Below are 25,503 nucleotides of genomic sequence, written 5' to 3' on the forward strand. Positions count from 1 at the left end.
GGCTTCATCCTTCCTCATTTAAGAAGGTTTTAAACCAGTAACCGGAATCTTTAATGGTGCGGCGCTGCGTTTCAAAATCCACGTACACTAATCCAAAGCGGGCGCGGTAACCTTCTGCCCATTCAAAATTATCGGTCAGCGTCCAGGCAAAGTAACCATCTACCGGCACCCCTTCCCTTTTTGCCTGCAATACAGCGCCGAGGTAATCCTGAAAGTATTGTATACGTGCCGTATCCTTTATACGCCCGTCTTCCGGCTGGTCTGTAAACGCGGCGCCTCCTTCTGTTACAATGATCCTTTTTACACCCCGGTAAGCGGCAAACTGTTTTAATACAGCATACATGCCACCGGCGCTTATTTCCCAGCCCAGCGCTGTTACCGGCACCTTGCGGTAGCGGGGTTTTACTTCCGATACGCCTACCACCGGCATAAAGGCATTGTAACGTACTACCAGCGGAAAGTAATGTTGTATACCAATGAAGTCAAAATCAAAAGCCATCCGGTCCCAGTCGCGCCAAAGGGCGTAGCGCCGTTCTATACGTTTCAGCATAGGCATGTCATGCACCGGGTATCCCATGCCCAGCGCAGGTTCCAGGAACATGCGGTTAAAAAGGGCATCGGCCTTGCGCGCCGCCAGCAGGTCGCGCTCGTTTTGTGTATAGGGTATAATGTGCGAGCAGGAGAAAGTAGTGCCTATTACCGCATCCTTAACCTCTTCCCGTATTACCCGGGCCCCGGCTGCCTGTGCCAGCACTACGTGGTGCACGGCCGGTAAGAAATACGATAACCCGAATTTGCCCGGCGCATGCACACCCAGCATATATCCCAGCGAGGTAAAACCAAAAGGTTCATTCAGCACTATCCAGTGTTTTACCTTATCGCCATACTCGCGTACGCATATACGCACATATTCCTCAAATGCATACACTACGCCGCGGTGGCACCAGCCGCCCCTTGTTTCCATAGCATGCGGCAGATCCCAGTGGTATAAAGTAATGTAGGGAGTTAGTCCTATTTCAAGGCAGGCATCTATGAGGCGGTGATAAAAAGCAAGGCCGGCAGAATTTACCTGGCCGCTGCCTTTTGGCAGTATGCGGGGCCAGGAAATAGAAAAGCGGAAAACAGAAAAGCCCATTATTTTAGCCAGCAGCAGGTCCTGGAAATAACGGTTATAAAAATCAGTGGCCACGCGGGCATGGCTGCCATCTTTAATCTTGCCTTTACGCTGGGTAAAAACATCCCAGATGGATTTGCCCCTGCCGTCTTTATCATGCGCGCCTTCATTCTGAAAAGCGGCAATAGTAACACCCCATAAAAAATCATCACCAAAATCACGACGGCTGAATGGTGCATTAAGTGATTCCATACAACCGCAGTTTACAATAGTTTATTTAAAAAAATCATTATTTAATTGTTAACATTAAGCGCTTTATTTTTAAAGTATGAATGCACGTACACTCATATACCTGCTATCAGGCGCCGGCTGCCTGGCTGCCTGCGGTAATGGCGCCCGGCCTGCAACTGCTGCAGACAGCACAGTACAGGCTGCAAAGCTGATAGATACTATGAACCGCATGGTGCTGATACCCGGCGGCGCCTTTGAAATGGGAACAGATGAAATGCCCGCCCAGCCCGATGAACAGCCGGTACACACCGTGCAGGTGGATAGTTTTATGATGGATGAGCATGAGGTGACCAACGGGGAGTTTGCAGCATTTGTTGCAGCTACGGGCTATGTTACCATTGCAGAAAAACCCATCAGCAAAGAAGAGATCCTGAAAGAATTACCGCCCGGATCACCAGACCCTGACAGCAGCCTGCTGCAGGCCGGCTCACTGGTATTCTCTCCCCCGGACCATGAAGTACCACTGGATGATGTATCCCAATGGTGGGCTTTTAAACCCGGCGCCAGCTGGCAGCATCCGGAAGGGGCGGAAAGTAGCATCACCGGAAAAGAGCATTACCCCGCCGTGCATATATCCTGGGAAGATGCGCAGGCCTATGCCCAATGGGCCGGTAAGCGACTGCCTACAGAAGCAGAATGGGAATATGCAGCCCGCGGCGGACTGGCCCGCCAAAACTATCCGTGGGGCAATGAAGCGCTGACCACAGGCCAGCCTAAAGCCAATACCTGGAACGGGCATTTCCCTTACCAGAATACCAAAACAGATGGTTTTTATGGTACCGCACCGGTAAAAACATATGCCCCTAACCGTTATGGGCTGTATGATATGTCGGGGAATGTATGGGAGTGGTGTGCAGACTGGTATGATGCTAATTATTACCAGCATACACCGGCAGGGGCGCATAACCCGCAGGGGCCTGATAAAGGCTTTGACCCGGCTGATCCGGCTGCGCCCAAGCGGGTGATACGAGGCGGCTCCTTTATGTGTACAGATGAATATTGCAGCGGGTACCGGGTTACAGCGAGAATGAAAACCACGCCCACTTCCGGGCTATCCAACTTAGGCTTCCGTTGTGTGAAGGATCTGAAGTAGGGAAAAGTGAAAGGTGAAACTTCCGCTTCACCTTCCATGCTGAGTTATTTTATAGTAACTGTATCTTTTGTATTTACCATGATCACACCATTTACACCGGCGCTTCCGTAAATGGATACCGCACTTTCGCCTTTAAGAACGTTAACAGACGTGATCTTGTCCTTAGGCATTGTGTTCAATGCTGTCAGGGTTTTTACCTTCCCGTTTACGATCACCAGCGGCTGGGCTTTTAAGCTATCCAGCCCACGGATGCTAATGGTCGTCTTTGCATTAGTGTTAGTGTTATAGTTATAGTTGTAGCTTTTGTTAATGGTTTGAGCAGTATCCATCGTTAATGTTACCGAACGTACCTTTACAGAATCCCGTTTAAACCTAACAACCCTTACGGTGGATGTGGAATCCCTTTTAAAATTAATAACCCCTGCACCGGATCTTCCCTTGCCCTTGTTGGTAGTGATCTCAATCACTCCATTTTTTCCTTTGTCGCCATAACGTGGACGTGCCTCCTCTGGTTTCCATACATTTATGGCAATAATATCTTTAGGAGTTATGTCTGGCTTATCCACTTCTACTCCATCTACTATCCAAAGTCCTTTAAAATCCGGGGGGCACATCGTTATCTTAGGCCTTACGGTATCAGGATCACGTGGCGGTGGTGGTGGTGGCGGCGCTTGCGGAGGAGGCGGAGGAGGTACCCGTCCAGGTACCGGCGCAGGAGGCGGAGGCGGCGGCGGGAAGGTATCCGGGCCTGTTGGCGCGAGTGTTCCCCGTGGTTCAGGCACTATTGCGGCCAGGGGTCCTGCGCCCGGTGTGGCCGGCACCCGTGCGTCGGGAGCTACCGGTGCCAGTTTGGGAGCATCGGGAGCTACCGGGGCTACCGGGGCTGCAGGTATTGTGTCTGTTACATCTCCTGTTTGCGCATGCTTAAAGGCGGCCCGGCTGTAGTTTAATGATAGCAGGGCTACTGCTACCACGCATCCCAGCACCAGGTAACGCAGCATATTATATTTAGCGGAACGTTTGCTGTTCATCATTTTAATTCTGTTTTTCAGATGTGAGAGATTGAAGTTGTTTGCGATGGCCGTCGCATATGGAATTCCACTAACTTTTATCAGGTTGTATTGATAGATCTTCCGGTCTATTCCCTGCTGCAGCATCCGCCGGTCTGTAATAAACTCCAGGTTCTCCCGCACGGCAGTACGCATCAGCCAGGCCCCGGGGTTAAACCAGTAGAAAATATTATTCAGCTCTGCCATCATCACATCAATGGTATGCCACTGTTCTACGTGCACCTGCTCGTGCTGCAAAATGGCATCCAGCTCCATAGGAGCATGCTGCGAGGGATTAATGTAAATATTCTTAAAGAAGGAAAAAGGATTCACCGGCTGCTGTAAAGCTTTTACCGGCAGCTGCTGTATAACGGCTGCCTGCGACTGCCGGTGTAAACGCCACAGGGATAACAGCTGCATAAAAAAGCGTATAGCCATTACTGCTACCCCTACCCAGAAAATATATACCAGTAAATGCCATACGGTAAATTCGCTTACCGGCTGCAGCTGTAACGCGCCCAGGTCCGGCACATAGGCTACCACCTCACTGATCTGCTGATGCCGCTGCAGGAGCGCATTCACATCTATTAACGGGAATACGGATGAACAAACAATGCCGGTAAGTAAAAAGAACCGGTTCAGCACATAAAAGGTAAGCCTGCGCAGTCCAAAGCGGTAAGCCAGGTAAAATAAGGTAAGCGCTATGTTGGCTTTTAACAGGTATATTAATAAGGCCGGCATATCTTATTATTTTGGATCGTTATTTTCAATCATTTTGATGATCTCTTTCAGCTCGTCGGGGCTGATCTGCTTTTCCTTTGCAAAAAAGGTCACCAGCTCTTTATAGGAGTTCTCAAAATAGTTCTGTACAAAACCATTCATGAACTTCTTCTTGTATTCTTCTTCTGCTATCAAGGGCGTGTACTCATATACGTTACCTGTTTTACGGCTTTGCAGGTAACCCTTTTTTTCCAGGTTCTTGATGGTGGATGCCAGGGTGGTGTAAGGCGGCGCCGGCGCACTATGCGCTTCCAGGAAATCTTTTACAATACCCTTGCCTTTTTGCCATACAGCCTGCATGGCAGCTTCCTCCTGCTGCGTGAGCTTTTCCATATATTTCTGTTTACAGGACTAAATTACGATATTTTCGTAACACTACGATTTTTTCGTAATTCTTTTTTAAATAATTTTCGGGGAGGGGATTTGGGGAAAGGCCGGGAGGGGAAGGTAAACTTAGAGGGTATGAGAAATTGAGGGAAAAGATTTGAAGGAAGGCTTGAAGGAAAAGATTTCAAGGCAAGGATTTGGAAGGGAAAAAATTTGAAGGGTATAGAGCAATTGAAGGAAAAGATCTGAGGCAGGAGAAAACGAAGGATCATAGATCTGTACAATCATCTACAAAAAAACAAAACGCCGAACACATTTTACTGCATCCGGCGCCTGTTGTTATTTGATATTTCCTATTTAAACTAAACTACTGCATTATTTCACCCAGCTTGGTTTCCAACGCTTCGCCGCGCAGGTTCTTCGCGATGATCCTGCCCTGCGGATCTATCAGCAGGTTCTGGGGAATGGCGCGGATGCTGTACAGCTCTGCGGCGGCATTCTTCCAGCCTTTCAGGTCTGAAACGTGTGTCCAGGACAGGTTATCGGCCTGTATAGCAGCCAGCCATTTATCTTTTCTATCATCCAGGGAAACGGCCAGTATCTCAAAACCTTTTTCCTTGAACTTACTGTAAGCTCTAACTACGTTCGGGTTCTCTGCCCGGCAGGGGCCGCACCAGCTGGCCCAGAAATCCACCAGCACATATTTACCGCGGAAAGAGGCCAGGCTAACAGTTTTACCGCTGGCATCCGCCTGGGCAAAATCCAGCGCAGGCTGGCCAATGGCGGTTTTCTTAGCTGCTTCCAGGCGTTGCACAAAGGCCTTACCGGACTCTGAATTCTTTATTTTTTTATCCAGCTTTTTAAACACCGGCTCTACATCTGCAGGGTTAATTTCATAACCGGCATACTGGTTCAGCGCAAACATAGCTATGGGCGAACCGGGATTTTTATCCAGGTAAGCGCGCATAATGGTTTTTTCCTGTGCCTCCAGTGAGTCAAACCGCGGCTCCAGCTTTTTCATGCCCTCTTCATCCTTAGCCATATATAACTGGCGGTATTCTTTTTGCAGGGTCCGCATCTGGGTATCTATATCTTTCAGCATACCATTCAGCTCCAGGTACGCATCATTGGCTTTGGATCCTTTTACGGAGGCGGTGCTAATGGAGTCCTGGGCGGTAATGGTAATATTCCCATTATCCAGGAACAGCGGCAATACATCGCGCCTGCTGCCTTTGGGCATATCAGCAGGCGGATCGCTGATCACCATCATCAGGCTGGCCATAGAAGGCTCCTTAACAGTTCCTTTGAAAGCAAACTTACCGTCTTTTACCTCTGCACTATCCAGTGTATTATCATCCCCTTTCCGCACGTTCAGATATACCTTGGCCTGTTTTTGTAACTGCGCTACCGTTCCACTGATCGTAAACGGCTTTTCATCCTGCGCAAACAAAACTACCGGCGCTAACAGCACGGCAGTCAGTATAGCTCTCTTCATAATTATTAATGCTCCTTTTAACATTTATACGTAGCAACAAATATGAGGAAACAGCGGGGCATAATCAAACTGATTGTGATAAACGGAGAAGAAACGGGCGTTGATGTGCGATTATGCGGATGTGCTGCCACCCTGCAATAACAGCGCAGCGGCGCTCTTTAGGGAACGCCGCTGCAGCTTATAAATTGTAAAATTAATTATTTCAGTATCTCTCCCAGCTTGTCTTCCAGGGCGGAGCCGCGCAGGTTGCGGGCTATAATGCGCCCCTGGGGATCCACCAGGAAATTAGAGGGTATGGAACGGATACCGTACTGTACAGCTACTTCATTGCTCCAGCCATGCAGGTCGGAAACATGTGTCCAGTTAAGACCATCCTGCTTAATAGCGTGCAGCCAGCGGTTCTTATCATCATCCAGGGAAATGCTGAGGATTGTAAAGTTCTTGCCTTTGTATTTGTTAAATGCTTTTACCACATTCGGGTTCTCCGCACGGCAGGGACCGCACCAGCTGGCCCAGAAATCTACCAGCACATATTTACCACGGAAAGAGGACAGCTTGATAGTCTTACCGTCTACATCACCCTGCGAAAAATCATCTGCCATTACGCCAATACCACTTAGCTTCTGGCTTTTAATATACTGGCTTACGCTTTGTCCGTACTTACCGGTTTGCAGTGATTTATCCAGGCCGGCAAACAGCCCTGCAAATTCATCGGGCTGCAAGCGCGGGCGTAACTCGTTGATCAGCATCCACATACTGGCTAATGCCTTGGGATGCTGCTGTACAAAGGCTTTGCCGATCTTTATCACATCATCGCTGAAAGCAGTGGCTTTTTTGCGGAAAGCTTCCTTGGCTGCTTCATCATCTCCTGAAATGCCGGATGCTTCCTGGTTCAATGCGTGCGCTCTTTGTATCAGCGGCTGAAACTGCACCTGGTATTCCTGCAGGGCTTTTGTATTATCATTGCCTTTTACAGCGGTTGCTATCGGAAATTTATCTGCGCTCAACGTTAACTGCTGCGGGGTTGGGCCCGGCACAAACAGCAGCGGCTGGTCCGTACCTTCTAATATCAGCGCAAATACAGAGGGTTCAGAGGGTTGCTTAATGGTAAAGCTGAACTGGCCTTTTTGCAGCACAGTGGAGTCGTCCGGGTTGTTGTCGGCATCATCGAACAAATAGATCTTTCTCCCATCGGCCCCGCTTACCGTGCCGGATATTACATTTTGTGCGTTGGCAACTAAGGCACTGGCAGCACAGCACATCACCAGGAATAAATGCTTCATGTTATAAATATATAAAAAATATTCTACTTGTGTCTTTCCTTCAGCACGTTCAGCACATCGGACAGCTGGTGGCCTTTGACATTCAATAAGATCAGGTAGTGGAACAGCAGGTCGGCGGCTTCGTTCAGGAACAGCGTTTCATTATTATCCTTGGCTTCTATTACTACTTCCACCGCTTCCTCCCCTACTTTCTGGGCTATTTTGTTAATGCCTTTGGCAAACAGGCTGGCTGTGTAAGATTTTTCCGTAGGATTATTCTTACGGTCCGTGATCACACTTTCCAGCTTTGACAGGAAATCGTTGCTCACATTCACCTCATCCCAGCAGGTATCTGCACCTGTATGGCATACCGGTCCTACCGGGTTGGCCTTTATCAGCAATGTATCGTTGTCACAATCCACTTTAACGTCCTGCAGCAGCAAAAAATTGCCACTTTCCTCTCCCTTGGTCCACAGGCGCTGTTTAGAGCGGCTATAAAAGGTCACCTTTTTTTCCTGCAGGGTTTTGTTCACTGCTTCCTGGTTCATATAGCCCAGCATCAGCACTTTTAAAGTAGCTGCATCCTGTATAATGGCCGGTACCAGGCCGTCGGGAGACTTTTCAAAATCAATTTTCATACTAATCGTATTTGTTTGAGCCGAAAGCGCAAAGCATAAAGCTAATGCAGCGGAGTATTTTCTGCTTTTTATTGAATACCGAAGTATTCCTTTCACCCCAATTTAAAACCTGATATTTATTCCTTTACTGTATAAGTACTTCTTCAGGTCAGGTATTTCTATTTCCTTGTAATGGAAAATGCTGGCGGCCAGCGCAGCATCTGCCTGGGCATTTTCAAATACTTCCGTAAAATGATCCATGGTACCTGCACCACCGGAGGCGATCACCGGTACGTTCAGATTTTGAGACAACTGCCCTGTAATGTCCAGCGCAAAACCCTGCTTGGTGCCATCGTTGTTCATGGAAGTAAGCAGTATTTCACCGGCGCCACGGTCTACCGCTTCTTTGGCCCAGTCATAGGCTTTGGTAGTGGTTTTTACACGGCCGCCATTCAGGTACACATACCAGTCGCCATCTTCAAAGCGGGTATCAATGGCCAGCACAATACACTGGCTGCCAAATTCGCGTGACAGCTCATCCACCAGCTCCGGACGTTTGAAGGCGGAAGTGTTTACGGATATTTTATCTGCACCGGATTGCAACAGCACATATACATCCTCTACAGACGATATGCCGCCGCCTACTGTAAACGGAATATTCACATGGCGGGCAATACCGGTTACCAGCTCCGCCAGTGTTTTTCTACGTTCATTCGTAGCCGTTATATCAAGGAATACCAGCTCGTCCGCGCCCTGCTGTGCGTATAAAGCGCCCAGCTCTATGGGATCGCCGGCATCGCGTATATTTTCAAAATTCACCCCTTTTACGGTACGCCCGTCTTTGATGTCCAGGCAGGGAATAATTCTTTTTGTGAGCATAGTTAGTACGCTTTTTTAATTAATAATGAAGAATGAATAATTAATAATCGCAGGGATTGTACTCCGTGTTATGCTTCCTCTTCTTCATTCTTGTTAATTCTTAATTATTCACTAATCGTGGGAATTGTATTTCCCGTCATGCTTCTTCCATTATTATTAATTCTTAATTATTCATTATTAATTCCTTCAGCTCTTGCATGGTAATGCGTCCTTCGTAAATGGCCTTACCTACAATGGCGCCGCTGCAGCCTATTTCGCGCAGGGTTTCAACATCCTGCAGGTTGCTTACGCCGCCGCTGGCTATAAAGTTAATATCCGGAAAACGTTCCAGTATTTGCTGGTATAGTGCGGTGGACGGGCCCTGTAACAGGCCATCCTTTGCAATATCTGTACAAAAAATATTATGCACGCCATGGCGTACATTCTCTTCCAGGAAATCATAGATGGAGAGCTGGGTAGTTTCCAGCCAGCCGCCAACCGCTATTTTTTCTTCCTTCACATCAGCGCCCAGGAATATTTTTTCAGGGCCATATTTTTTTACCCAGCCAAAGAACAGCTCCGGGTCCTTTACTGCTATGCTGCCAATAGTAGCCAGCGCAGCCCCGCTTTCAAATACAATATCCAGGTCCTTTACCGTTTTAATACCTCCGCCAAAATCCACTACCAAACCGGTTTTGCCGGCAATAGCTTCCAGCACTTTCCAGTTCACTACCGCTCCTTTTTTAGCACCGTCAAGGTCTACCAGGTGCAGGCGTTGCACGCCAATATCTTCAAATGCCTTTGCTACTTCCAGCGGATGTTCGTTGTACACTTTTTGCTGCGCGTAATCGCCCTGTGTAAGGCGCACACATTTGCCGTCAATAATGTCTATGGCGGGTATTACGGTAAATTGTTTGGCTGTTTGCACGAGTAATTCCATCCTGCAATAAATAATGTTATTCTTTTCAAAATAATTGCCTGCTTTTGTAAAACCCAGGCGGGTATAAAAGCCTTCGGCAGTACGGCGGGCATGGCACCATAATAAGGGTATGCCTGCTTCCCGGCACTGCTGCTGCATTTGTTTAATGAGTAAGGTGCCGTATCCTTTACCCTGTAAAGCCGGTGCGGTAGCCAGCTTGCGGAACTGGGCCTGCTTACCGTTCATAAACAGGGAGCCTACGCTTACCAGCTGCCCGTCTTTAAACAGGCCAAAGTGTACGGCTTCCTCATCATGGTCCACACGTACACTATCTAATGACTGGCCGGGATATAATACATCCCTGCGCAGCGGTAAAGTATCGTTGGTTTGTATCTTCTTTATCTCGATGCCTGCCATTGCTTATAACTTCAGAAAGCTTTCCAGCAATTTTTGTCCTGCCTCTGCTGATTTCTCCGGGTGGAACTGTACTGCGTAAAAGTTATCCTTTTGTAAAGCAGCGCTGTAGTTCACCACGTAATTGGCGATGGCCACAGTTTCCGGCGCCAGCGCAGCATAGTAGCTGTGCACAAAATACATGTAGCTGTTTTCCGGCACCTTTTCAAAAATGGTGCTGTGCAAGCCTGCTATGTTGTTCCAGCCTATCTGCGGGATCTTCAACAGGTTAGCTACCGGCGATTGAAAACGTTTTACCTCCACATCAAAGATGCCCAGGCAGGGCGTATTATTTTCTTCTGAGTGTTTGCACATGAGCTGTAAGCCCAGGCAAATGCCCAGCACCGGCTGCTGCAGGCTGGTGATCACTTTATCCAGTCCGCGCTGCTGCAGGTACTGCATGGCAGTGCTGGCCTCTCCCACACCGGGAAAGATCACTTTGTCAGCTGCCCGGATCTCTTCAGGATCGTCGGTCACCGTGCCTTGTACTCCTAAGCGGTCCAGCGCAAAAAGCACAGAGCGGATGTTGCCGGCATTGTATTTTATGATAGCTGTTTTCATGTTGTGTTTATTTCACTGACTGAATGAACTGTTTAATGGTTCCATCCAGGTCTTTTGCATTTTCTACTGCTTTAATAAACGCCGTTCCAATAATTGCGCCGTTGCTGTATGCACAAGCGGCATCAAAGGTGGGTTTATCTTTTATGCCAAAACCGATCAGTACCGGGTTTTTCAGCTGCAGAGACTTTAAGCGTTCAAAGTAAGCCTGCTGGCCTTTCATATCCTTATCTTTCCCCGTGGTGGAAGAGGAGGATACGGCGTACACAAATCCTTTGCTCAGGGCGTCTATCTGCCGTATACGGGCTTCGCTGGTTTCCGGTGTTACCAGAAAGATAAGGTGTAATCCATATTTTTCAAACAGCGGGCGGTATTCCTGCTCATACTCCTGCATGGGAAGGTCCGGCAAAATAAGACCATCTACCCCGGTGGCTGCACACTGCTGTAAGAACTGCTCTATACCAAATTGCATTACCGGGTTCAGGTAGCCCATGAGTATAACGGGAACGTGTATATTTTTTCTGAAGTCTTTCAGCTGGGTAAACAGCTTTTTCAGGCTCATGCCATTCTGCAGGGCACGGGTGCTGCTGTCCTGTATCACGGGGCCATCTGCCAACGGATCGGAGAAAGGCATGCCCAGCTCTATCATATCTGCGCCATGCGCCTGCAGGGCCGTCATTACCGGCAGGGTATCTTCCAGGGCAGGAAAACCCGCTGTACAGTATATATTGAGGATGCCTGTTTGTTTGCTTGCAAAAAGTTGATCTATGCGATTCATTTCGATTTTAGATTTACGATTTACGATCTTAGATTTGATTGCGTTCTACTTTAAACATCGAAGCGCTTCCCCTAAATCTAAAATCGTAAATAGTTATTTCTGCATATGTTTAATGTAAGTACCCATATCCTTATCGCCACGGCCGGAAAGGCATACCACTACTACATCGCTGGGTTTCAGGTTCAGATCTTTTAAACGGGCCAGTGCGTGAGATGATTCCAGCGCTGGGATAATGCCTTCCAAACGGGTAAGCTCAAAAGCGGCTTCCAGGGCTTCATCATCTGTAGCGTTCAGGAAACGTGCACGGCCGGTTTCATACAGGTGGGCATGTAAAGGTCCTACGCCCGGGTAATCCAAACCAGCGGAAATAGAGTGTGGTTCTACGATCTGCCCATCTTCTGTTTGCATCAGCAGGGTTTTGCTGGCATGTATCACACCAGGTTTACCCAGCTGGGAAGTAGCGGCGGAAAAACCGCTGTTCACCCCTTTGCCGGCTGCTTCTACGGGTACCAGCTGCACCTGCTCATCATCCAGGAAATGGAAGAAAGCGCCGGCTGCGTTACTGCCACCACCTACACAGGCCAGTACATAATCGGGATAAGGGCTGCCGGTTTTTTCCTGCAGCTGCTGTTTTATTTCTTCGCTGATCACGGATTGAAAACGCGCTACCATATCCGGGTACGGATGCGGCCCTACTACGGAGCCTATAATGTAATGCGTATCCACCGGGTTATTGATCCAGTCGCGGATAGCTTCATTGGTAGCGTCTTTCAAGGTACGGCTGCCGCTGGTGGCAGGGATCACGGTAGCGCCCAGCATTTGCATACGGGCCACGTTGGGGGCCTGCCGTTCAATATCCACACTGCCCATATACACAATACATTCCAGGCCCATTAAAGCACATACCGTAGCCGTAGCAACTCCATGCTGCCCTGCGCCGGTTTCCGCAATAATGCGTTTTTTGCCCAGGCGCTGCGCCAGCAGGATCTGCCCAATGGTGTTGTTCACCTTGTGCGCGCCGGTATGGTTCAGGTCTTCCCGCTTCAGGTAAATGTTAGCCTTATATTTTTCAGACAAACGTTTGGCCAGGTACAGCGGCGACGGACGGCCCACGTAATCTTTCAGCAGCTGGGCGAACTCCTGCTGAAAACCCGGATCCCCCAGTATCTGCATGTAGTTTTGCCGTAGCTCCTCTACATTGGGATACAGCATTTCGGGAATGTATGCCCCGCCAAAGCTGCCGTAATACCCCTTTTCGTTCACATGATATTTGGAGCCCTTTGTATTTACCGCAATCTCCATTCTAATTAGTTTTACAATTTAAAAAGTTGATCGTTCTTTGTCCACGGACCACAGTCCACCGTCCGCGGATATATTACTATACATCTCAAAACAACATCACGCAGAAGGCTGTGGGCCGTGGTCCGTGGACTGTGGTCTGCGCAGCAGCGCACTCACAAATCCCTGCACTTTCTCCATATCTTTTACACCGGGTGCTGTTTCAAAACGGCTGTTCACATCCACTGCAAATAAAGCCGGCAATTCCAGCTCAGCTAATGCAGCTGCGTGTTCCGGGCCAATGCCACCGCTCAGGAAAAAAGGATGGCTGAAAGGATAGCTTTTCAGCAGGTCCCAGTTGAACTGCTGGCCGGTACCACCGTAGGACTTTCCTACCGCGGTATCAAACAAAAAGTAGTCGCTTACCGGTATAAAAGGCGCCAGCTCCTGCCAGCTCACCTGCTCCCCTATACGAAAGGCTTTTACTACCGGTACTATTTTCCTGATGGCAGCGCAATATTCCGGTGTTTCATTACCGTGCAGCTGCACCAGATCCAGCCCGTTGTCTGCTACCAGTTGTTGTACGGTTTGCAGATCTTCATCTACAAACACACCTACCTTTTTTATACCAGCAGTGCTGCGTACTATAGCTGCATCCAGCTTACCCCTTACCAAACGGGGCGATCTTTCATAAAAGATAAAACCGGCATAGTTCACACCATACTGCACCAGGGCTTGTAGGTCCTGCTCCCGGGTAATGCCGCATACTTTTATGTTGAGTTCCATTATTTATTGTTTTACATTTTCCCCGCTCTTTATAGCTGCGGCAAATTGCTCAAAGGCCCTGGCCGGGTCTTCCTGCCGCATAAAATGCTCGCCGATCAGGAAACCTTCAAAACCGGCCTGCTTCAGCGTTATAATAGCTGCGGGATCATTGATACCGCTTTCTGCTACCTTTAGCTTACCGGCTGGTATCTTAGGCGCCAGCTCGCAGGAGCGGTTAAAGTCTACTTTAAAAGTGGTAAGATCGCGGTTATTCACGCCTACCAGGTGCACATGCTCACTTACTTTTTCCAGCTGCAATTCGCTATGCACTTCCAGCAATACTTCCAGTCCCAGGTTGTTTGCAAAGGTGGCCAGCTGCGCTACTTCTGCGGCCGTTAAGCATTCTGCGATCAGTAATATCACATCTGCGCCTATTGCCTTTGCTTCTATGATCTGGTATTCATCGATCATAAAATCCTTACGCAGAATGGGTATGTTATTGGCTGCCCGTGCCTGCTGCAGATCATCGGCTGTGCCGCCAAAGAATTTCTCATCTGTTAATACGGAAAGGCCGGAGGCGCCGTAGCGGGTATATGCCGTGGTAATATCCTGTACTGTTACATTCCCGTTGATCAATCCCTTGGAAGGTGAGCGGCGTTTGAACTCCGCAATGATACCGGTTTTGGCAGGGTCCTGTAAGAACCGGCGCAGGGATAACGGCGTACGTTTAAATGCCGGCGCCTGCTCCAGCTCTGCTGCACTGCGCTGCTGTTTTCGGGCAGCTACCTCTATCTTTTTATGCGCTACTATTTCAGCTAAAATATCACTCATCGGGTTTCTATTTACGATTTTAGATTTACGATTTCAGATTTGAACGCTTTGTTGAAGACCCTTCCTAAATCTAAAATCGTAAATCCGTATATCTAAAATCAGATCATTGCATGTCGATCAATTTCTTAAACGCATTATGCGCTGCGCCGGATTCCAGGGAAGTAACTGCTGCCTGGAAACAATCCGTATAATTTGCATACTTACCCATACAATACAGTCCCATAGCGGAATTGGCCAATACTACGGAATTTTGCGCCCAGCTGCCTTCTCCTTTTAAGATCTTCATAAAGATCTTGGCAGCTTCTTCTACGGAGTTGCCACCGTAAATATCTTCCGGATGTACCCTGCGGCGGCCCAGCTGTTCCGGCGTCCAGTCCTGCTCACCTTTATTGGTAATAATGCGGGCATCGCTGGTAAGCGATATCTCATCATAACCATCCATGCTGTGTACAATGGCGTATTGCTTATCTGTTTGCTGGAACAGGTAGTTATATACCCGTGCCATTTCCAGGCTGTACACGCCTATGAGCTGGTGTTTGGCAAAAGCCGGGTTCACCAGTGGCCCCAGCATGTTAAAGAATGTACGGATACCCAGCTGGCGGCGGATACCGGCTACATTTTTCAGTGCCGGGTGAAACAGCGGCGCATGCAGGAAACAAACGCCTGCTTCCTCTATTTCTGCCCGCAATTTAGCTTCATCATTCTTAAATTTATAACCCGCTGTTTCCATGAGGTTAGAGGCCCCGCTGATAGAGGATACGCCATAGTTACCATGCTTGGCTACTTTAGCGCCTGCGCCGGCCACAATAAAACACGACAGTGTTGAGATATTGAATGTGTTCTTGGCATCGCCGCCGGTACCTACAATATCCAGCACATCGTAATCATCCAGCTTCACGGGTATGCACAGCTCCAGCAAGGCATCGCGGAAACCCAGCAGCTCATTGATGGTAATGCTGCGCATCAGGAACACCGTCATAAAGGCCGCCAGCTCACTTTCGTTATACATGCCTTTGGAAATGCTGATCAGGATATCCTTTGCAGCCTCCCGGGTAAATGTTTTATGTTCAAAAAGGTAGTTGAGTATTTTTTTCATGATGTATCAGGTAAAAGCAGTTAGCATTTGATATTCTATGTGCGGTACACGGATCACATTTGCAGCCAGTTCCGTAAGATCTTTTCGCCATGCGGCGTTAGCACACTTTCCGGGTGGAACTGCACCCCGCTTACATCATACTGATTATGCTGCAGCCCCATAATATACCCATGCTCATCACGTGCGGTAACAGTTAGTTCAGCAGGTAAGGTGCTTTCATCTACTACCCAGGAGTGATAACGGCCTACTTCCAGCTCATTGGGCAGTTCGTTAAACAAACGTCCCTCGCGGGATACAATGTTCACCGGGGTGGCTACGCCATGGTATACTTCTTTCAGGTTAATAAGGTTTGCGCCAAAAGCCTGTCCTATGGCCTGCTGGCCCAGGCATACACCAAAAATAGATTTCGTAGGGGCGTACTCTTTAATAAGCGGTAATAACAATCCTGCTTCTTCCGGTATGCCAGGTCCGGGCGACAGGATGATCTTATCAAATTCGTTGATCTGCTCCAGGGGTATTTCATCATTGCGAAATACCTTCACCTTGCCATTAATGATCTTCTCAACCAGGTGTACCAGGTTATAGGTAAAAGAATCGTAGTTATCGAATACCAGTATGTTCATCACACTTATATTTTTTGGGCCAGCAATATGGCCTGTTTTAATGCATTCAGTTTATTGCTCACTTCTTCCAGCTCTGAAGAAGCTACAGATTTGGCTACCACACCGGCGCCGGCCTGGTAATACAGCGTATTGGACTTGCTAAGCATGGAGCGGATCATGATGGCGTGGTTAAAATCGCCGTTAAAGCTTACCGCGCCAATGCAACCGCCGTAAAAGCCGCGGGCAGTAGGCTCATACTGGTCAATGATCTCCATAGCCCTGTATTTGGGCGCCCCGCTTAAGGTACCGGCCGGGAAGGTGGCCGCCAGCAGGGAAAAAGGATTTACATGCGGCTGGATCTTGCCTACCACTTCACTTACCAGGTGTATCACGTGCGAGTAGAACTGGATCTTACGGTACGATTCCACCTCAACATTGCTGGCATGGCGGCTCAGGTCATTACGGGCCAGGTCTACCAGCATTACATGTTCTGCATTTTCCTTAGGGTCCAGCAATAATTTATCGGCCAGCTGCTGGTCCTGCTCATCATCGCCGGTTCTGCGGAAAGTGCCTGCTATGGGGTGAATGGTGGCTTTATTGTCTTTGATGACCAGCTGCGCTTCGGGTGAGGAACCCATCAGCTTATAATCACCGTAATCGAAGTAAAAGAGATAAGGAGAAGGATTGATGGAGCGGAGGGCGCGGTATACATTGAATTCATCGCCATTATAACGTTGCTGGAAGGCCCGCGACAGCACTACCTGGAACACATCGCCCCGGAAACAGTGCTGTTTGCCCTGCTCTACCATCTGCATGTACTCCGCATCCGTCATGTTGCTTTCTTCATTGCCTACCGCAGTAAAGCCATAGGTGGGCACATCCTTATGCTTAATGAGGGATTCTATCAGCTCAAACTCACTGTCCAGGCCATCTACCTGGTGCTCACAGAGGTACAGCTCATCTTTGAAATGGTTAATGGCTATTACGTACTGGTAAAAACGGTAACGCATCAACGGAATGGTGTTGCCATTGGGTTTCTGCTTATTAAATTCAATGGTTTCAAAGAACTGTACCGCATCAAAAGTGGTGTATCCGAACAGGCTGCGTACCACAGGTAAAGGGACCTGGCCGGAGAAGCTAAACTGGTTTAAGAACTGCTGCAGCTCATCCAGCACGCTTTCTTTATTCTTCAGCTGTTTGCGCTCTACCGGCAGGTTGGGATACTTGAACTCAAAATTGGAGGTAGAGGTAACTTCAATACCGGCTATAGGCTTTACACAGATAAAGGAAAAGCTGTTCTCACTGGCGCGGTAGTCCGTACTTTCCAGCAGCACTGTGCCGGGGAATTTATCGCGCAGGCGCAGATAGATGCCCACCGGGGTGTACACATCTGCCAGCATTTGTTTGGATCTCGTTCTTACTTGAATGGTACGCATGTATTATTGAGATTTTGAAGTCGGAAGTTGCCTAAAAGGAAGAAGGCCCGCTGTGTAACAGCGAGCCTTCTGAATATATTTGTTCATACAAATTTATGGCACTGTAACACAGATCAGGATATGATTCCGTGCCACCACCAATGCTTGTATGTTACGTTCTGTTTCATTACGGGAGCAAATATGGGTTGTTTTTTTAGAAAATGCAAATTTTTTTTAGCGAAAAGCTCAAAGCTGAAAGCATAAAGCCGCTTACCTTCTTTTGAGCGGAAAGCACAAGGCATAAAGCACAAAGCCATTGTGCTGTACCGGATACTGCCGGCAATTAGCCTAAACCTTAAGCAACCAGCCCAGGCGCCGGACATCAAGCTTTATGCTTTCTGCTTTATGCTTTCTGCTTATAACACTCCCTTGGTACTGGGCAGCTGCAAATTAGAAGGATCGCGGCGCACGGCCATTTTAACGGCTTTAGCAAAGGCCTTAAAGATGGCTTCTATCTTATGATGCTCATTCTCCCCCTCTGCCTTAATGTTCAGATTGCACTTAGCGGCATCTGAAAAGGATTTAAAGAAGTGGAAGAACATTTCCGTAGGCATCTCCCCTATCTTCTCCCGGTTAAATTTAGCATCCCAAACCAGCCAGTTACGGCCGCCGAAGTCAATGGCTACCTGGGCCAGGCAATCGTCCATGGGCAGGCAAAAACCATAACGCTCCATGCCCCGTTTGTCGGCCAGGGCTTTAGCCATGGCTTCTCCCAGCGCCAGGCCGGTATCTTCTATGGTATGATGCTCATCAATATGCAGGTCGCCTTTGGCCTTAATAGTAAGGTCAATGTTGCCATGGCGGGCAATCTGCTCCAGCATATGATCAAAGAAACCCAGGCCGGTTTCAATATGCGCCTGCCCTTTGCCATCCAGGTTCAGGGCAATGCTGATATCGGTTTCTTTTGTAGTACGGGTATGTGTAACGGTCCTTAAACCCAGCTTCAGGAACTCATAGATCTTTGCCCAGTCGGTTGATTCCAGGGCTATTACCGGTTGCAAAGCAGCAGCGGCATCTTTTATTTCCGCGCTTCCCAGGCCCGTGCCTTCATTCATCCAGATGGCTTTGGCGCCCAGGTTCTTGGCTAATTGTACGTCGGTGATACGGTCGCCTATCACAAAAGAGTTGGCCAGGTCATAGTCGGCAGAGAAGTATTGCGTAAGCATACCAATGCCGGGTTTGCGGGTAGGTGCATTCTCATGCGGAAAAGTACGGTCCACGTGTATAGCTTTAAATACTACCCCTTCGTTCTCAAAGGCCTGTATGATCTTGTTCTGCACTAACCAGAAATGCGCTTCCGGGAAGGACTCCGTTCCCATGCCATCCTGGTTGGTTACCATTACCAGCTCATAATCCAGCTCAGTGGCTATTTTCACCATGTAGGTGAATACTTTGGGATAGTATTCTATTTTCTCCAGGGTATCTATCTGGTAAGTGGGCGGTACTTCTTTGATAAGGGTACCATCACGATCTATAAAAAGTACACGCTTCATGCAAATGATGTTTTGACTTACTTAATACTTCCTACTTCAATTTTATAATCCGCTAAGGCTGCTATTAACTTTTCATTTTCCTCCGGTGTGCCTACAGTAATGCGGAGGCAGCCGGCGCATAGCTCCACCCGGGAGCGGTCGCGCACTACAATGCCCAGCGTTACCAGGTATTGATAAATGGCTTTGGCATCGATGGTTTTAGCAAGTATAAAATTCGCATCGCTGGGATATACTTTTACTACCAGCGGCAGCTTTTCCAGCGAGGTGGCCAGCTTATCCCTTTCAATCACGGTTTCCCGGATCCACTCATTTACCTGCGCTATGTTTTCCAGGGCCTGCAATGCCAGCTCCTGTGCTGCCTGGCTAATGTTATACGGTGGTTTTATCTTATTCATCACCTGTATGATGTCTTCGCTGGCAAAAGCCATTCCCACCCGTAACGCGGCCAGGCCCCATGCTTTGGAAAGGGTTTGCATTACTACCAGGTTAGGATATTCTGTAAGCTCCTGGATAAATGTTTTCTGACGGGCAAAGTTAATATAGGCTTCATCCACCACCAGGATGCCTTCAAAATTATTCAGCAGCAATTCAATATCCTCCCGGTTAATAGAGTTGGCGGTAGGGTTGTTGGGTGAGCAAACAAAGATCAGCTTTGTGTTTTCATCTATGGCCTGCTGCAGCGCAGGCATATCCAGCTGAAAATCTTCGGTAAGGCTTACCTGCCGTATCACCACATCATTAATGTGCGCGCTTACTTCGTACATGCCATAGGTAGGTGGGCAAAGGATCACATTGTCCACACCCGGGTTACATAAGGCACGGTACAGCACATCTATCACCTCATCACTGCCATTGCCTATAAAAATATGCTGGGGCGGTACGCCTTTAATATCTGCGAGCTTGTATTTCAGCTTCCACTGCATCGGATCCGGGTAGCGGTTGTAATCTGTTGGCAGCGGGGAGCCAAAGCTATTCTCATTAGCATCCAGGAAAATGCGGGCCTCTCCTTTGAACTCGTCGCGGGCAGAGGAGTAGGGCACCAGCTGTTTAATATTATTGCGCAGCAATTTATTCAGATCGAACATAAAACAGAATTAATAATGAATAATTAAGCATTAATAATCATGAAGGATAATTGTACAATGAAGTGCCGGCACTACGATTATTAATTATTCATTCTTAATTATTAATTAAACGGATGGTAACAGCGCGCTTATGAGCATCCAGCCCTTCCGCGGCGGCCATCACGGCAATGGTGTTGCCTATATTCTGCAAACCTTCCTGTGTAAGACGCTGAAAGGTTACCTTTTTCACAAAACTATCCAGCGATACACCGCTGTATGCACGGGCATAACCATTGGTGGGCAGGGTATGATTAGTGCCGGAGGCATAATCACCGGCGCTTTCCGGAGAGTAATTACCCAGGAAAACGGAACCTGCATTCACCACACCATCTGCCAGCGTAATATCATCTTTACAGGCAATGATCAGATGTTCCGGTGCATAGGCATTCAACAGCTCCATGGCAATGTCCATATCTTTTACCAGCACCAAACGGCTGTGTTCCAGCGCCTGCGTGGCTATGCTGCGGCGGGGCAGCGCTGCCAGCTGTTCCTCTACCTCCTGCTGCACCTGCTTAATAACGTCGGCGCTGGTGGTTACCAGCAGCACCTGGCTATCCGGACCATGTTCTGCCTGCGATAAAAGATCCGCAGCCACAAAAGCAGGTACACAACTCTCATCTGCCAGCACAGCTACTTCCGAAGGACCGGCCGGCATGTCAATAGCAATACCGTCTTTATTGATCAATTGTTTAGCGCAGGTAACATACTGGTTGCCCGGTCCAAAGATCTTATGCACTTTAGGCACGGTAGCGGTACCATATGCCATAGCGCCAATGGCCTGTACACCGCCTATTTTAAATACCCGGTCAATGCCTACCTGGCGTGCTGCAAATAAGATGGCAGGATGCACTTCGCCGGCAGCATTGGAGGGCGTACACAGCACAATCTCTTTACAGCCGGCTATTACGGCGGGTATGCCCAGCATCAGGATGGTGGAGAACAAAGGTGCAGAACCACCGGGAATGTATAGCCCTACTTTTTCTATGGGCAGGGATTTGCGCCAGCAATGTACGCCGGGCATGGTTTCTATAATTTTACCGGCTTCCTGCTGCGCGCGGTGAAAGGTCTCAATATTCTGTTTAGCCTGCAGAATGGCCTGTTTCAGGGCAGGGTCTAAAGCTGCGGTAGCCTGTGCAAATTCCGTTTCGGTTACCTGCAGCTCATTCAGCTGTACCTTATCAAACTGTAAAGCGTATTTGCGAACAGCGGCATCGCCCTGTTGCTGCACTTCCTTCAAAATAGCGGCCACATTGCTTTCCAGCGCAGTGGTATCCATTACCGGACGTTGTAAAAGTGCCGGCCAGGATGAACTATCAGGATATTCGAATACTTGCATAATCCAGATTTACGATTTTAGATTTACGATTTTAGATTTAGGGAAGGCCTTCAATAAAGCGGCATCCAATTTAAAATCGTAAATCTAAGATCTAAAATTATCAGATGATCATTTTCTCAATAGGCACTACCAGTATGCCTTGTGCACCGGCGGCTTTCAGGCTTTCAATAATGTCCCAGAAATCATTTTCATTCAGTACGGAATGTACGGAGCTCCAGCCTTCTTCTGCCAGCGGCAGCACGGTGGGGCTTTTCATACCAGGCAGCAGGCTAATGATCTGCTGCAGGTTATTGTTAGGTGCATTCAACAGAATGTACTTGTTGTTCTTTGCCTTTTTTACTGCTTTTATGCGGAACAGCAGCTTGTCCAGTATTTGCTGCTGTGCGGCATTCAACCCGTTGTTGGCAATCAGCACGGCCTCTGATTTCAGGATCACTTCCGCTTCTTTAAGGCCGTTCATGAACAGGGTGGAACCGCTGCTCACCAGGTCACAGATAGCATCTGCCAAACCAATACCAGGCGCTATTTCCACAGATCCGCTGATCTCATGGATCTCTGCGGTAATGCTGTTCTTTTTCAGGAAATCATCTACAATAACAGGATAAGTAGTAGCAATGCGCAGCTTGTGCAGGTCCTGCACGCCGCTGTAGTCCATGGCTTTGGGCACGGCTACGGATAAACGGCATTTACCAAAACCCAGCTTTTCTACTACCTGTACCTGCTTGTTCTTTTCCATCACCACATTCTCACCCACTATGCCTAAATCGGCCACTCCATCTTCTACGTATTGCGGAATATCATCATCGCGCAGGAAAAATACTTCCAGGGGAAAGTTGCTGGCTTCTGTCTTTAGCCGGTTAACCCCGTTGTTGATGTCTATACCGCATTCTTTGAGCAGTTTAATAGAATCGTCGTGCAGGCGGCCTGATTTCTGGATGGCGAGTTTAAGCTTCATAAAAGATGAATGTTCAGTAAAAACAACAGCGGCTTACCTTTTCCGGTAAGCCGCTGATATTTAGATATATTTTTATACATAATATCATCCCTGCCTACCGGTGTGGTAAGTGTGGTGGTGATGATGGGTATGTACGTTAGTGATCATAATGACGGGGCAAAAATAGTAAGAAATGTGGAAAATCAAAATTAATTGCCCATTAATTCAAAGTAAAGTCCACGCCCTGCGCATCGCGGCTGTTAGTACCGACAAATACGGTAAAGGCGCCCGGCTCGTAGTTCCACCGCATATCCTTGTCATAAAATTTCAGGTCTTCCACGCTAATGGTGAACGTTACGGTCTGACTTTCTCCTTTCTTCAAAAAGATCTTTTTAAATCCTTTCAGCTCTTTTACCGGGCGGGTTACGCTGCCCACCTTATCGCGGATGTAAAGCTGCACTACCTCTTCCCCATCGTAGTTGCCGGTATTGCTAACGTTCACACTTACCTGTAAGGGCGCGGCAGCTGTGATCTGCGGCTTGCTCAGCTGCAGGCTGCCATAAGTGAATTTCGTATAGCTTAACCCGTAGCCAAAGGGATACAGCGGCTCGTTAGCCACATCCAGGTATTTGGAGGAGTATTTATTGTTAGGATCAATGGGCCGGCCGGTGGTGCGGTGATTATAGTAAATGGGGATCTGCCCCACATTCCGCGGAAAACTCATGGTGATCTTACCGGCGGGGTTATAATCGCCAAACAGTACATCGGCAATGGCATTACCGGCTTCTGTGCCCAGGAACCAGGTTTCCACAATAGATGGAATATGCGCATCTTCCCACTCCAGCGTAAGCGGGCGGCCATTCATTAATACCAGCACCACCGGTTTGCCGGTGGCATATACTGCCTTTAATAATTCCTGCTGGCTTTCCGGTATGCTGATGTTAGAACGGCTGGCTGCTTCTCCTGTCATGCCCTGCGATTCGCCCAGGGCCATGATCACAATATCTGATTGCTTTGCCAGCGCTACTGCTTCTGATAACAGCTGTGCGCTGTTGGCCGTATCAGCTGCTTCCAGCCGCTGTTTTTGCATAGCCTTTTTTAATAAGCCGGTATCGCTGGTTATATGGGCGCCCTGTGCATAGTTGACTTTTACGGCTGTACCCAGCTTATTCTGAATACCCTGTAACAAGCTCACTGCTTTGCCGGCATCCCCTGCGGCCGACCAGTTACCGATCACATCCCGCTGGCTGTTGGCCAGGGCCCCTATTACGGCAATGCTGCCCTGCTTTTTCAGCGGCAGCAGCTGCGTTTCATTTTTAAGCAGTACAATGGAGCGTTGTGCTATTTCACGAGCAGCCTGCAAATTTTCCGGGCTCATGATCTCTTTAGCTGCACGTACGGTATCGCAATACTTAAAGGGATCTTTGAACAGGCCCAGATCATATTTGGCGGCAAGAATGCGGTACACTGCATCATTGATCAGCTGCAGCGTGATCTTTTTATCCTGCAACAGCTTCTTTAACTGGGTGGCAAATACGCTACCCTGCATATCCATGTCTACCCCGGCATTCAGGGCCAGGGCAGCGGCCTCATACTCATCTTTAGGTACGCCGTGGTTGATCATTTCATTGATAGCGGTATAATCCGTCACCACAAAACCTTTAAAGCCCCATTGCTTGCGCAGCAGCTCTGTCATCAGCCATTTGTTGCCGGTAGCGGGTATGCCATCCACTTCGTTAAAGGAGGTCATTACGGTAGCCACGCCGGCATCTACTGCCGATCTATAGGGTGGTAAATAATCCTGCATCATGCGGCGGCGGCTCATATCCACTACATTATAATCGCGGCCCGCTTCTACGGCGCCATATAAAGCAAAGTGCTTTACACAGGCCAGTATGGTATTATTGGCGGCAAGGTCTGTACCCTGGTAGCCTTTTACCTTGGCTTTGGCCACCTGTACGCCGTACCAGGTATCTTCCCCCACCCCTTCTGCTACGCGGCCCCAGCGGGGATCGCGGGCGATATCCACCATGGGGCTAAAGGTCCAGTGCAGGCCATCGGCGCTGGCTTCCTGCGCAGCAATACGCGCGCTTTTTTCCATCAGGCCCAGGTCCCAGGTGCAGGCTTCGCCTAAGGGAATGGGGAAAATGGTCTTATGGCCATGGATCACATCATAACCGAATAGCAGGGGGATCTTCAGGCGGGTGCCCATAGCCATTTCCTGCAGCTTGCGGGTATACTGCGGCGTGTAGGCGTTAAAGATAGATCCGCACAAACCGGCTTCAATATCTTTTTTATAACCCGGCCTAACGAAGGGGCCGGTAACATCCATATCACTGGTGAGCAGGTTAAGCTGACCTATTTTTTCGTCCAGTGTCATGCGTTGCATTAGCTGGGTAATGAATTGCTTTTTTGCTGCTGATGTTTGCTGGGCCTGGGCTGGGGCTGCAAGTACAATGGCAAGGAGGGCCATTATACCGCTGGTAAGGATCCGTTTCATGACGTGCTGATTGTTTAGATAGGGTTAAAGGTACGTAGAAATAGGCAGCGGCCCCCTGTAAACCGCCATCAGGATTACGGCCGGCTGTTGTAAACTTCAAACAGGATTATTTAAGCGATCTGTAAACCTTTTCCAGGATAAGACAACTTGTCTTAGTACAGAAAAACCTTACAGTTGACGTATTGAATGCAGAATTGGCTTTACAGGTTGTAGATTGTTTCAGCGAGCGCTTTACAAGGGTAATTTACTCATTGTTTTTTTTCTTGGCTTCCATTTTTTGGCCAAAGGGCCTGTTCTGGTATGTGCCTCATTGGGCGTCAGATAGTTACAACTCATATGAGGCCTGACACGGTTATAATAGTCGATGGCCTTACCAACAGCATTGACGGCGTCGCCATAGTTGCTAAACGTCCTTTTCAGCCCAAACTCATGTTTTAAAATGCCATTTACGCGTTCTGCCATAGCATTATCGTAG

Annotated in this window: 23 protein-coding genes; 1 reads left to right on the top strand and 22 read right to left on the bottom strand. The window is 48.5% G+C overall.

Annotated features, from left to right (window positions below; all coding sequences use genetic code 11):
- Nucleotides 1-4: 4 nt before the first annotated feature.
- Nucleotides 5-1,366: a GH1 family beta-glucosidase gene (locus BMZ54_RS16760; protein WP_089914038.1), complete on the bottom strand. Its 1,362-nt coding sequence runs from the start codon at nucleotides 1,364-1,366 to the stop codon at nucleotides 5-7.
- Nucleotides 1,367-1,442: 76 nt separating this feature from the next.
- Here BMZ54_RS16760 and BMZ54_RS16765 point away from each other — a divergent pair, with 76 nt between their 5' ends.
- Nucleotides 1,443-2,498, top strand: coding sequence for a formylglycine-generating enzyme family protein (locus BMZ54_RS16765; RefSeq protein ID WP_089914042.1), 1,056 nt, complete (start codon nucleotides 1,443-1,445; stop codon nucleotides 2,496-2,498).
- Nucleotides 2,499-2,542: 44 nt separating this feature from the next.
- Here the strand turns inward: BMZ54_RS16765 and BMZ54_RS16770 are convergent, their stop codons facing one another.
- From BMZ54_RS16770 to BMZ54_RS16875, 21 genes are all read right to left on the bottom strand, one after another.
- The gene (locus BMZ54_RS16770; RefSeq protein WP_089914046.1) at nucleotides 2,543-4,288 is read right to left on the bottom strand and encodes a M56 family metallopeptidase; all 1,746 of its coding nucleotides are present in this window, start codon (nucleotides 4,286-4,288) and stop codon (nucleotides 2,543-2,545) included.
- Between the two features lie 6 nt (nucleotides 4,289-4,294).
- Entirely contained in the window at nucleotides 4,295-4,660 is a 366-nt protein-coding gene (locus BMZ54_RS16775; RefSeq protein ID WP_089914049.1) for a BlaI/MecI/CopY family transcriptional regulator, read from the bottom strand.
- A 361-nt stretch (nucleotides 4,661-5,021) separates the two neighbouring features.
- Nucleotides 5,022-6,149, bottom strand: coding sequence for a TlpA disulfide reductase family protein (locus BMZ54_RS16780; RefSeq protein ID WP_162277568.1), 1,128 nt, complete (start codon nucleotides 6,147-6,149; stop codon nucleotides 5,022-5,024).
- 197 nt (nucleotides 6,150-6,346) lie between these two features.
- On the bottom strand, nucleotides 6,347-7,432 hold the full coding sequence (locus tag BMZ54_RS16785; RefSeq protein ID WP_089914071.1) for a TlpA disulfide reductase family protein: 1,086 nt from the start codon (nucleotides 7,430-7,432) through the stop codon (nucleotides 6,347-6,349).
- 23 nt (nucleotides 7,433-7,455) lie between these two features.
- Complete coding sequence (gene hisIE / locus BMZ54_RS16790; protein ID WP_394332715.1) at nucleotides 7,456-8,121, bottom strand: bifunctional phosphoribosyl-AMP cyclohydrolase/phosphoribosyl-ATP diphosphatase HisIE; 666 nt, start codon at nucleotides 8,119-8,121, stop codon at nucleotides 7,456-7,458.
- A 30-nt stretch (nucleotides 8,122-8,151) separates the two neighbouring features.
- Nucleotides 8,152-8,907 carry an imidazole glycerol phosphate synthase subunit HisF gene (hisF, locus tag BMZ54_RS16795; RefSeq protein WP_089914077.1) on the bottom strand — a complete coding sequence of 252 codons (756 nt, stop codon included), beginning with the start codon at nucleotides 8,905-8,907 and terminating at the stop codon, nucleotides 8,152-8,154.
- Between the two features lie 163 nt (nucleotides 8,908-9,070).
- A complete protein-coding gene (gene hisA, locus BMZ54_RS16800; RefSeq protein WP_089914080.1) occupies nucleotides 9,071-10,222 on the bottom strand; it encodes a 1-(5-phosphoribosyl)-5-[(5-phosphoribosylamino)methylideneamino]imidazole-4-carboxamide isomerase in 1,152 nt (383 codons plus the stop codon).
- 3 nt (nucleotides 10,223-10,225) lie between these two features.
- Entirely contained in the window at nucleotides 10,226-10,819 is a 594-nt protein-coding gene (gene hisH, locus BMZ54_RS16805) for an imidazole glycerol phosphate synthase subunit HisH (protein WP_089914082.1), read from the bottom strand.
- 7 nt (nucleotides 10,820-10,826) lie between these two features.
- Complete coding sequence (gene trpA, locus BMZ54_RS16810) at nucleotides 10,827-11,594, bottom strand: tryptophan synthase subunit alpha (RefSeq protein WP_089914085.1); 768 nt, start codon at nucleotides 11,592-11,594, stop codon at nucleotides 10,827-10,829.
- Nucleotides 11,595-11,687: 93 nt separating this feature from the next.
- On the bottom strand, nucleotides 11,688-12,896 hold the full coding sequence (trpB, locus tag BMZ54_RS16815) for a tryptophan synthase subunit beta (RefSeq protein ID WP_089914088.1): 1,209 nt from the start codon (nucleotides 12,894-12,896) through the stop codon (nucleotides 11,688-11,690).
- Between the two features lie 96 nt (nucleotides 12,897-12,992).
- A complete protein-coding gene (locus BMZ54_RS16820; RefSeq protein WP_089914092.1) occupies nucleotides 12,993-13,658 on the bottom strand; it encodes a phosphoribosylanthranilate isomerase in 666 nt (221 codons plus the stop codon).
- 3 nt (nucleotides 13,659-13,661) lie between these two features.
- Entirely contained in the window at nucleotides 13,662-14,468 is an 807-nt protein-coding gene (gene trpC, locus BMZ54_RS16825; protein WP_089914096.1) for an indole-3-glycerol phosphate synthase TrpC, read from the bottom strand.
- 103 nt (nucleotides 14,469-14,571) lie between these two features.
- A complete protein-coding gene (gene trpD / locus BMZ54_RS16830) occupies nucleotides 14,572-15,564 on the bottom strand; it encodes an anthranilate phosphoribosyltransferase (protein ID WP_089914099.1) in 993 nt (330 codons plus the stop codon).
- 53 nt (nucleotides 15,565-15,617) lie between these two features.
- Entirely contained in the window at nucleotides 15,618-16,187 is a 570-nt protein-coding gene (locus BMZ54_RS16835) for an anthranilate synthase component II (RefSeq protein ID WP_089914269.1), read from the bottom strand.
- Nucleotides 16,188-16,192: 5 nt separating this feature from the next.
- Nucleotides 16,193-17,602, bottom strand: coding sequence for an anthranilate synthase component I family protein (locus BMZ54_RS16840; protein WP_089914102.1), 1,410 nt, complete (start codon nucleotides 17,600-17,602; stop codon nucleotides 16,193-16,195).
- Nucleotides 17,603-17,997: 395 nt separating this feature from the next.
- The gene (gene hisB / locus BMZ54_RS16850) at nucleotides 17,998-19,134 is read right to left on the bottom strand and encodes a bifunctional histidinol-phosphatase/imidazoleglycerol-phosphate dehydratase HisB (RefSeq protein WP_089914108.1); all 1,137 of its coding nucleotides are present in this window, start codon (nucleotides 19,132-19,134) and stop codon (nucleotides 17,998-18,000) included.
- Nucleotides 19,135-19,151: 17 nt separating this feature from the next.
- Nucleotides 19,152-20,219 carry a histidinol-phosphate transaminase gene (gene hisC, locus BMZ54_RS16855; protein WP_089914111.1) on the bottom strand — a complete coding sequence of 356 codons (1,068 nt, stop codon included), beginning with the start codon at nucleotides 20,217-20,219 and terminating at the stop codon, nucleotides 19,152-19,154.
- Nucleotides 20,220-20,313: 94 nt separating this feature from the next.
- The gene (hisD, locus tag BMZ54_RS16860; protein ID WP_089914114.1) at nucleotides 20,314-21,594 is read right to left on the bottom strand and encodes a histidinol dehydrogenase; all 1,281 of its coding nucleotides are present in this window, start codon (nucleotides 21,592-21,594) and stop codon (nucleotides 20,314-20,316) included.
- Nucleotides 21,595-21,694: 100 nt separating this feature from the next.
- Nucleotides 21,695-22,549 (bottom strand): ATP phosphoribosyltransferase, encoded by an 855-nt coding sequence (hisG, locus tag BMZ54_RS16865; RefSeq protein ID WP_089914118.1) that lies wholly within the window; start codon nucleotides 22,547-22,549, stop codon nucleotides 21,695-21,697.
- A gap of 199 nt (nucleotides 22,550-22,748) precedes the next feature.
- On the bottom strand, nucleotides 22,749-25,028 hold the full coding sequence (gene bglX / locus BMZ54_RS16870; RefSeq protein WP_089914121.1) for a beta-glucosidase BglX: 2,280 nt from the start codon (nucleotides 25,026-25,028) through the stop codon (nucleotides 22,749-22,751).
- Between the two features lie 231 nt (nucleotides 25,029-25,259).
- Nucleotides 25,260-25,503 (bottom strand): integrase core domain-containing protein (locus BMZ54_RS16875; RefSeq protein WP_143081036.1); only part of this gene is annotated, 244 nt, incomplete at its 5' end.

Source organism: Chitinophaga rupis (genome assembly GCF_900109685.1).
GTDB lineage: Bacteria > Bacteroidota > Bacteroidia > Chitinophagales > Chitinophagaceae > Chitinophaga > Chitinophaga rupis.

Coding starts and splice junctions, on each gene's coding strand:
- BMZ54_RS16840 (WP_089914102.1), bottom strand. CDS start 17,602: ATGCGTACCATTCAAGTAAGAACGAGATCCAAACAAATGCTGGCAGAT.
- BMZ54_RS16785 (WP_089914071.1), bottom strand. CDS start 7,432: ATGAAGCATTTATTCCTGGTGATGTGCTGTGCTGCCAGTGCCTTAGTT.
- BMZ54_RS16760 (WP_089914038.1), bottom strand. CDS start 1,366: ATGGAATCACTTAATGCACCATTCAGCCGTCGTGATTTTGGTGATGAT.
- BMZ54_RS16835 (WP_089914269.1), bottom strand. CDS start 16,187: ATGAACATACTGGTATTCGATAACTACGATTCTTTTACCTATAACCTG.
- BMZ54_RS16820 (WP_089914092.1), bottom strand. CDS start 13,658: ATGGAACTCAACATAAAAGTATGCGGCATTACCCGGGAGCAGGACCTA.
- trpC (WP_089914096.1), bottom strand. CDS start 14,468: ATGAGTGATATTTTAGCTGAAATAGTAGCGCATAAAAAGATAGAGGTA.
- hisG (WP_089914118.1), bottom strand. CDS start 22,549: ATGAAGCTTAAACTCGCCATCCAGAAATCAGGCCGCCTGCACGACGAT.
- BMZ54_RS16780 (WP_162277568.1), bottom strand. CDS start 6,149: ATGAAGAGAGCTATACTGACTGCCGTGCTGTTAGCGCCGGTAGTTTTG.
- trpB (WP_089914088.1), bottom strand. CDS start 12,896: ATGGAGATTGCGGTAAATACAAAGGGCTCCAAATATCATGTGAACGAA.
- trpA (WP_089914085.1), bottom strand. CDS start 11,594: ATGAATCGCATAGATCAACTTTTTGCAAGCAAACAAACAGGCATCCTC.
- hisB (WP_089914108.1), bottom strand. CDS start 19,134: ATGAAGCGTGTACTTTTTATAGATCGTGATGGTACCCTTATCAAAGAA.
- hisF (WP_089914077.1), bottom strand. CDS start 8,907: ATGCTCACAAAAAGAATTATTCCCTGCCTGGACATCAAAGACGGGCGT.
- hisA (WP_089914080.1), bottom strand. CDS start 10,222: ATGGCAGGCATCGAGATAAAGAAGATACAAACCAACGATACTTTACCG.
- BMZ54_RS16765 (WP_089914042.1), top strand. CDS start 1,443: ATGAATGCACGTACACTCATATACCTGCTATCAGGCGCCGGCTGCCTG.
- BMZ54_RS16775 (WP_089914049.1), bottom strand. CDS start 4,660: ATGGAAAAGCTCACGCAGCAGGAGGAAGCTGCCATGCAGGCTGTATGG.
- hisH (WP_089914082.1), bottom strand. CDS start 10,819: ATGAAAACAGCTATCATAAAATACAATGCCGGCAACATCCGCTCTGTG.
- hisC (WP_089914111.1), bottom strand. CDS start 20,219: ATGTTCGATCTGAATAAATTGCTGCGCAATAATATTAAACAGCTGGTG.
- bglX (WP_089914121.1), bottom strand. CDS start 25,028: ATGAAACGGATCCTTACCAGCGGTATAATGGCCCTCCTTGCCATTGTA.
- hisD (WP_089914114.1), bottom strand. CDS start 21,594: ATGCAAGTATTCGAATATCCTGATAGTTCATCCTGGCCGGCACTTTTA.
- BMZ54_RS16770 (WP_089914046.1), bottom strand. CDS start 4,288: ATGCCGGCCTTATTAATATACCTGTTAAAAGCCAACATAGCGCTTACC.
- trpD (WP_089914099.1), bottom strand. CDS start 15,564: ATGAAAAAAATACTCAACTACCTTTTTGAACATAAAACATTTACCCGG.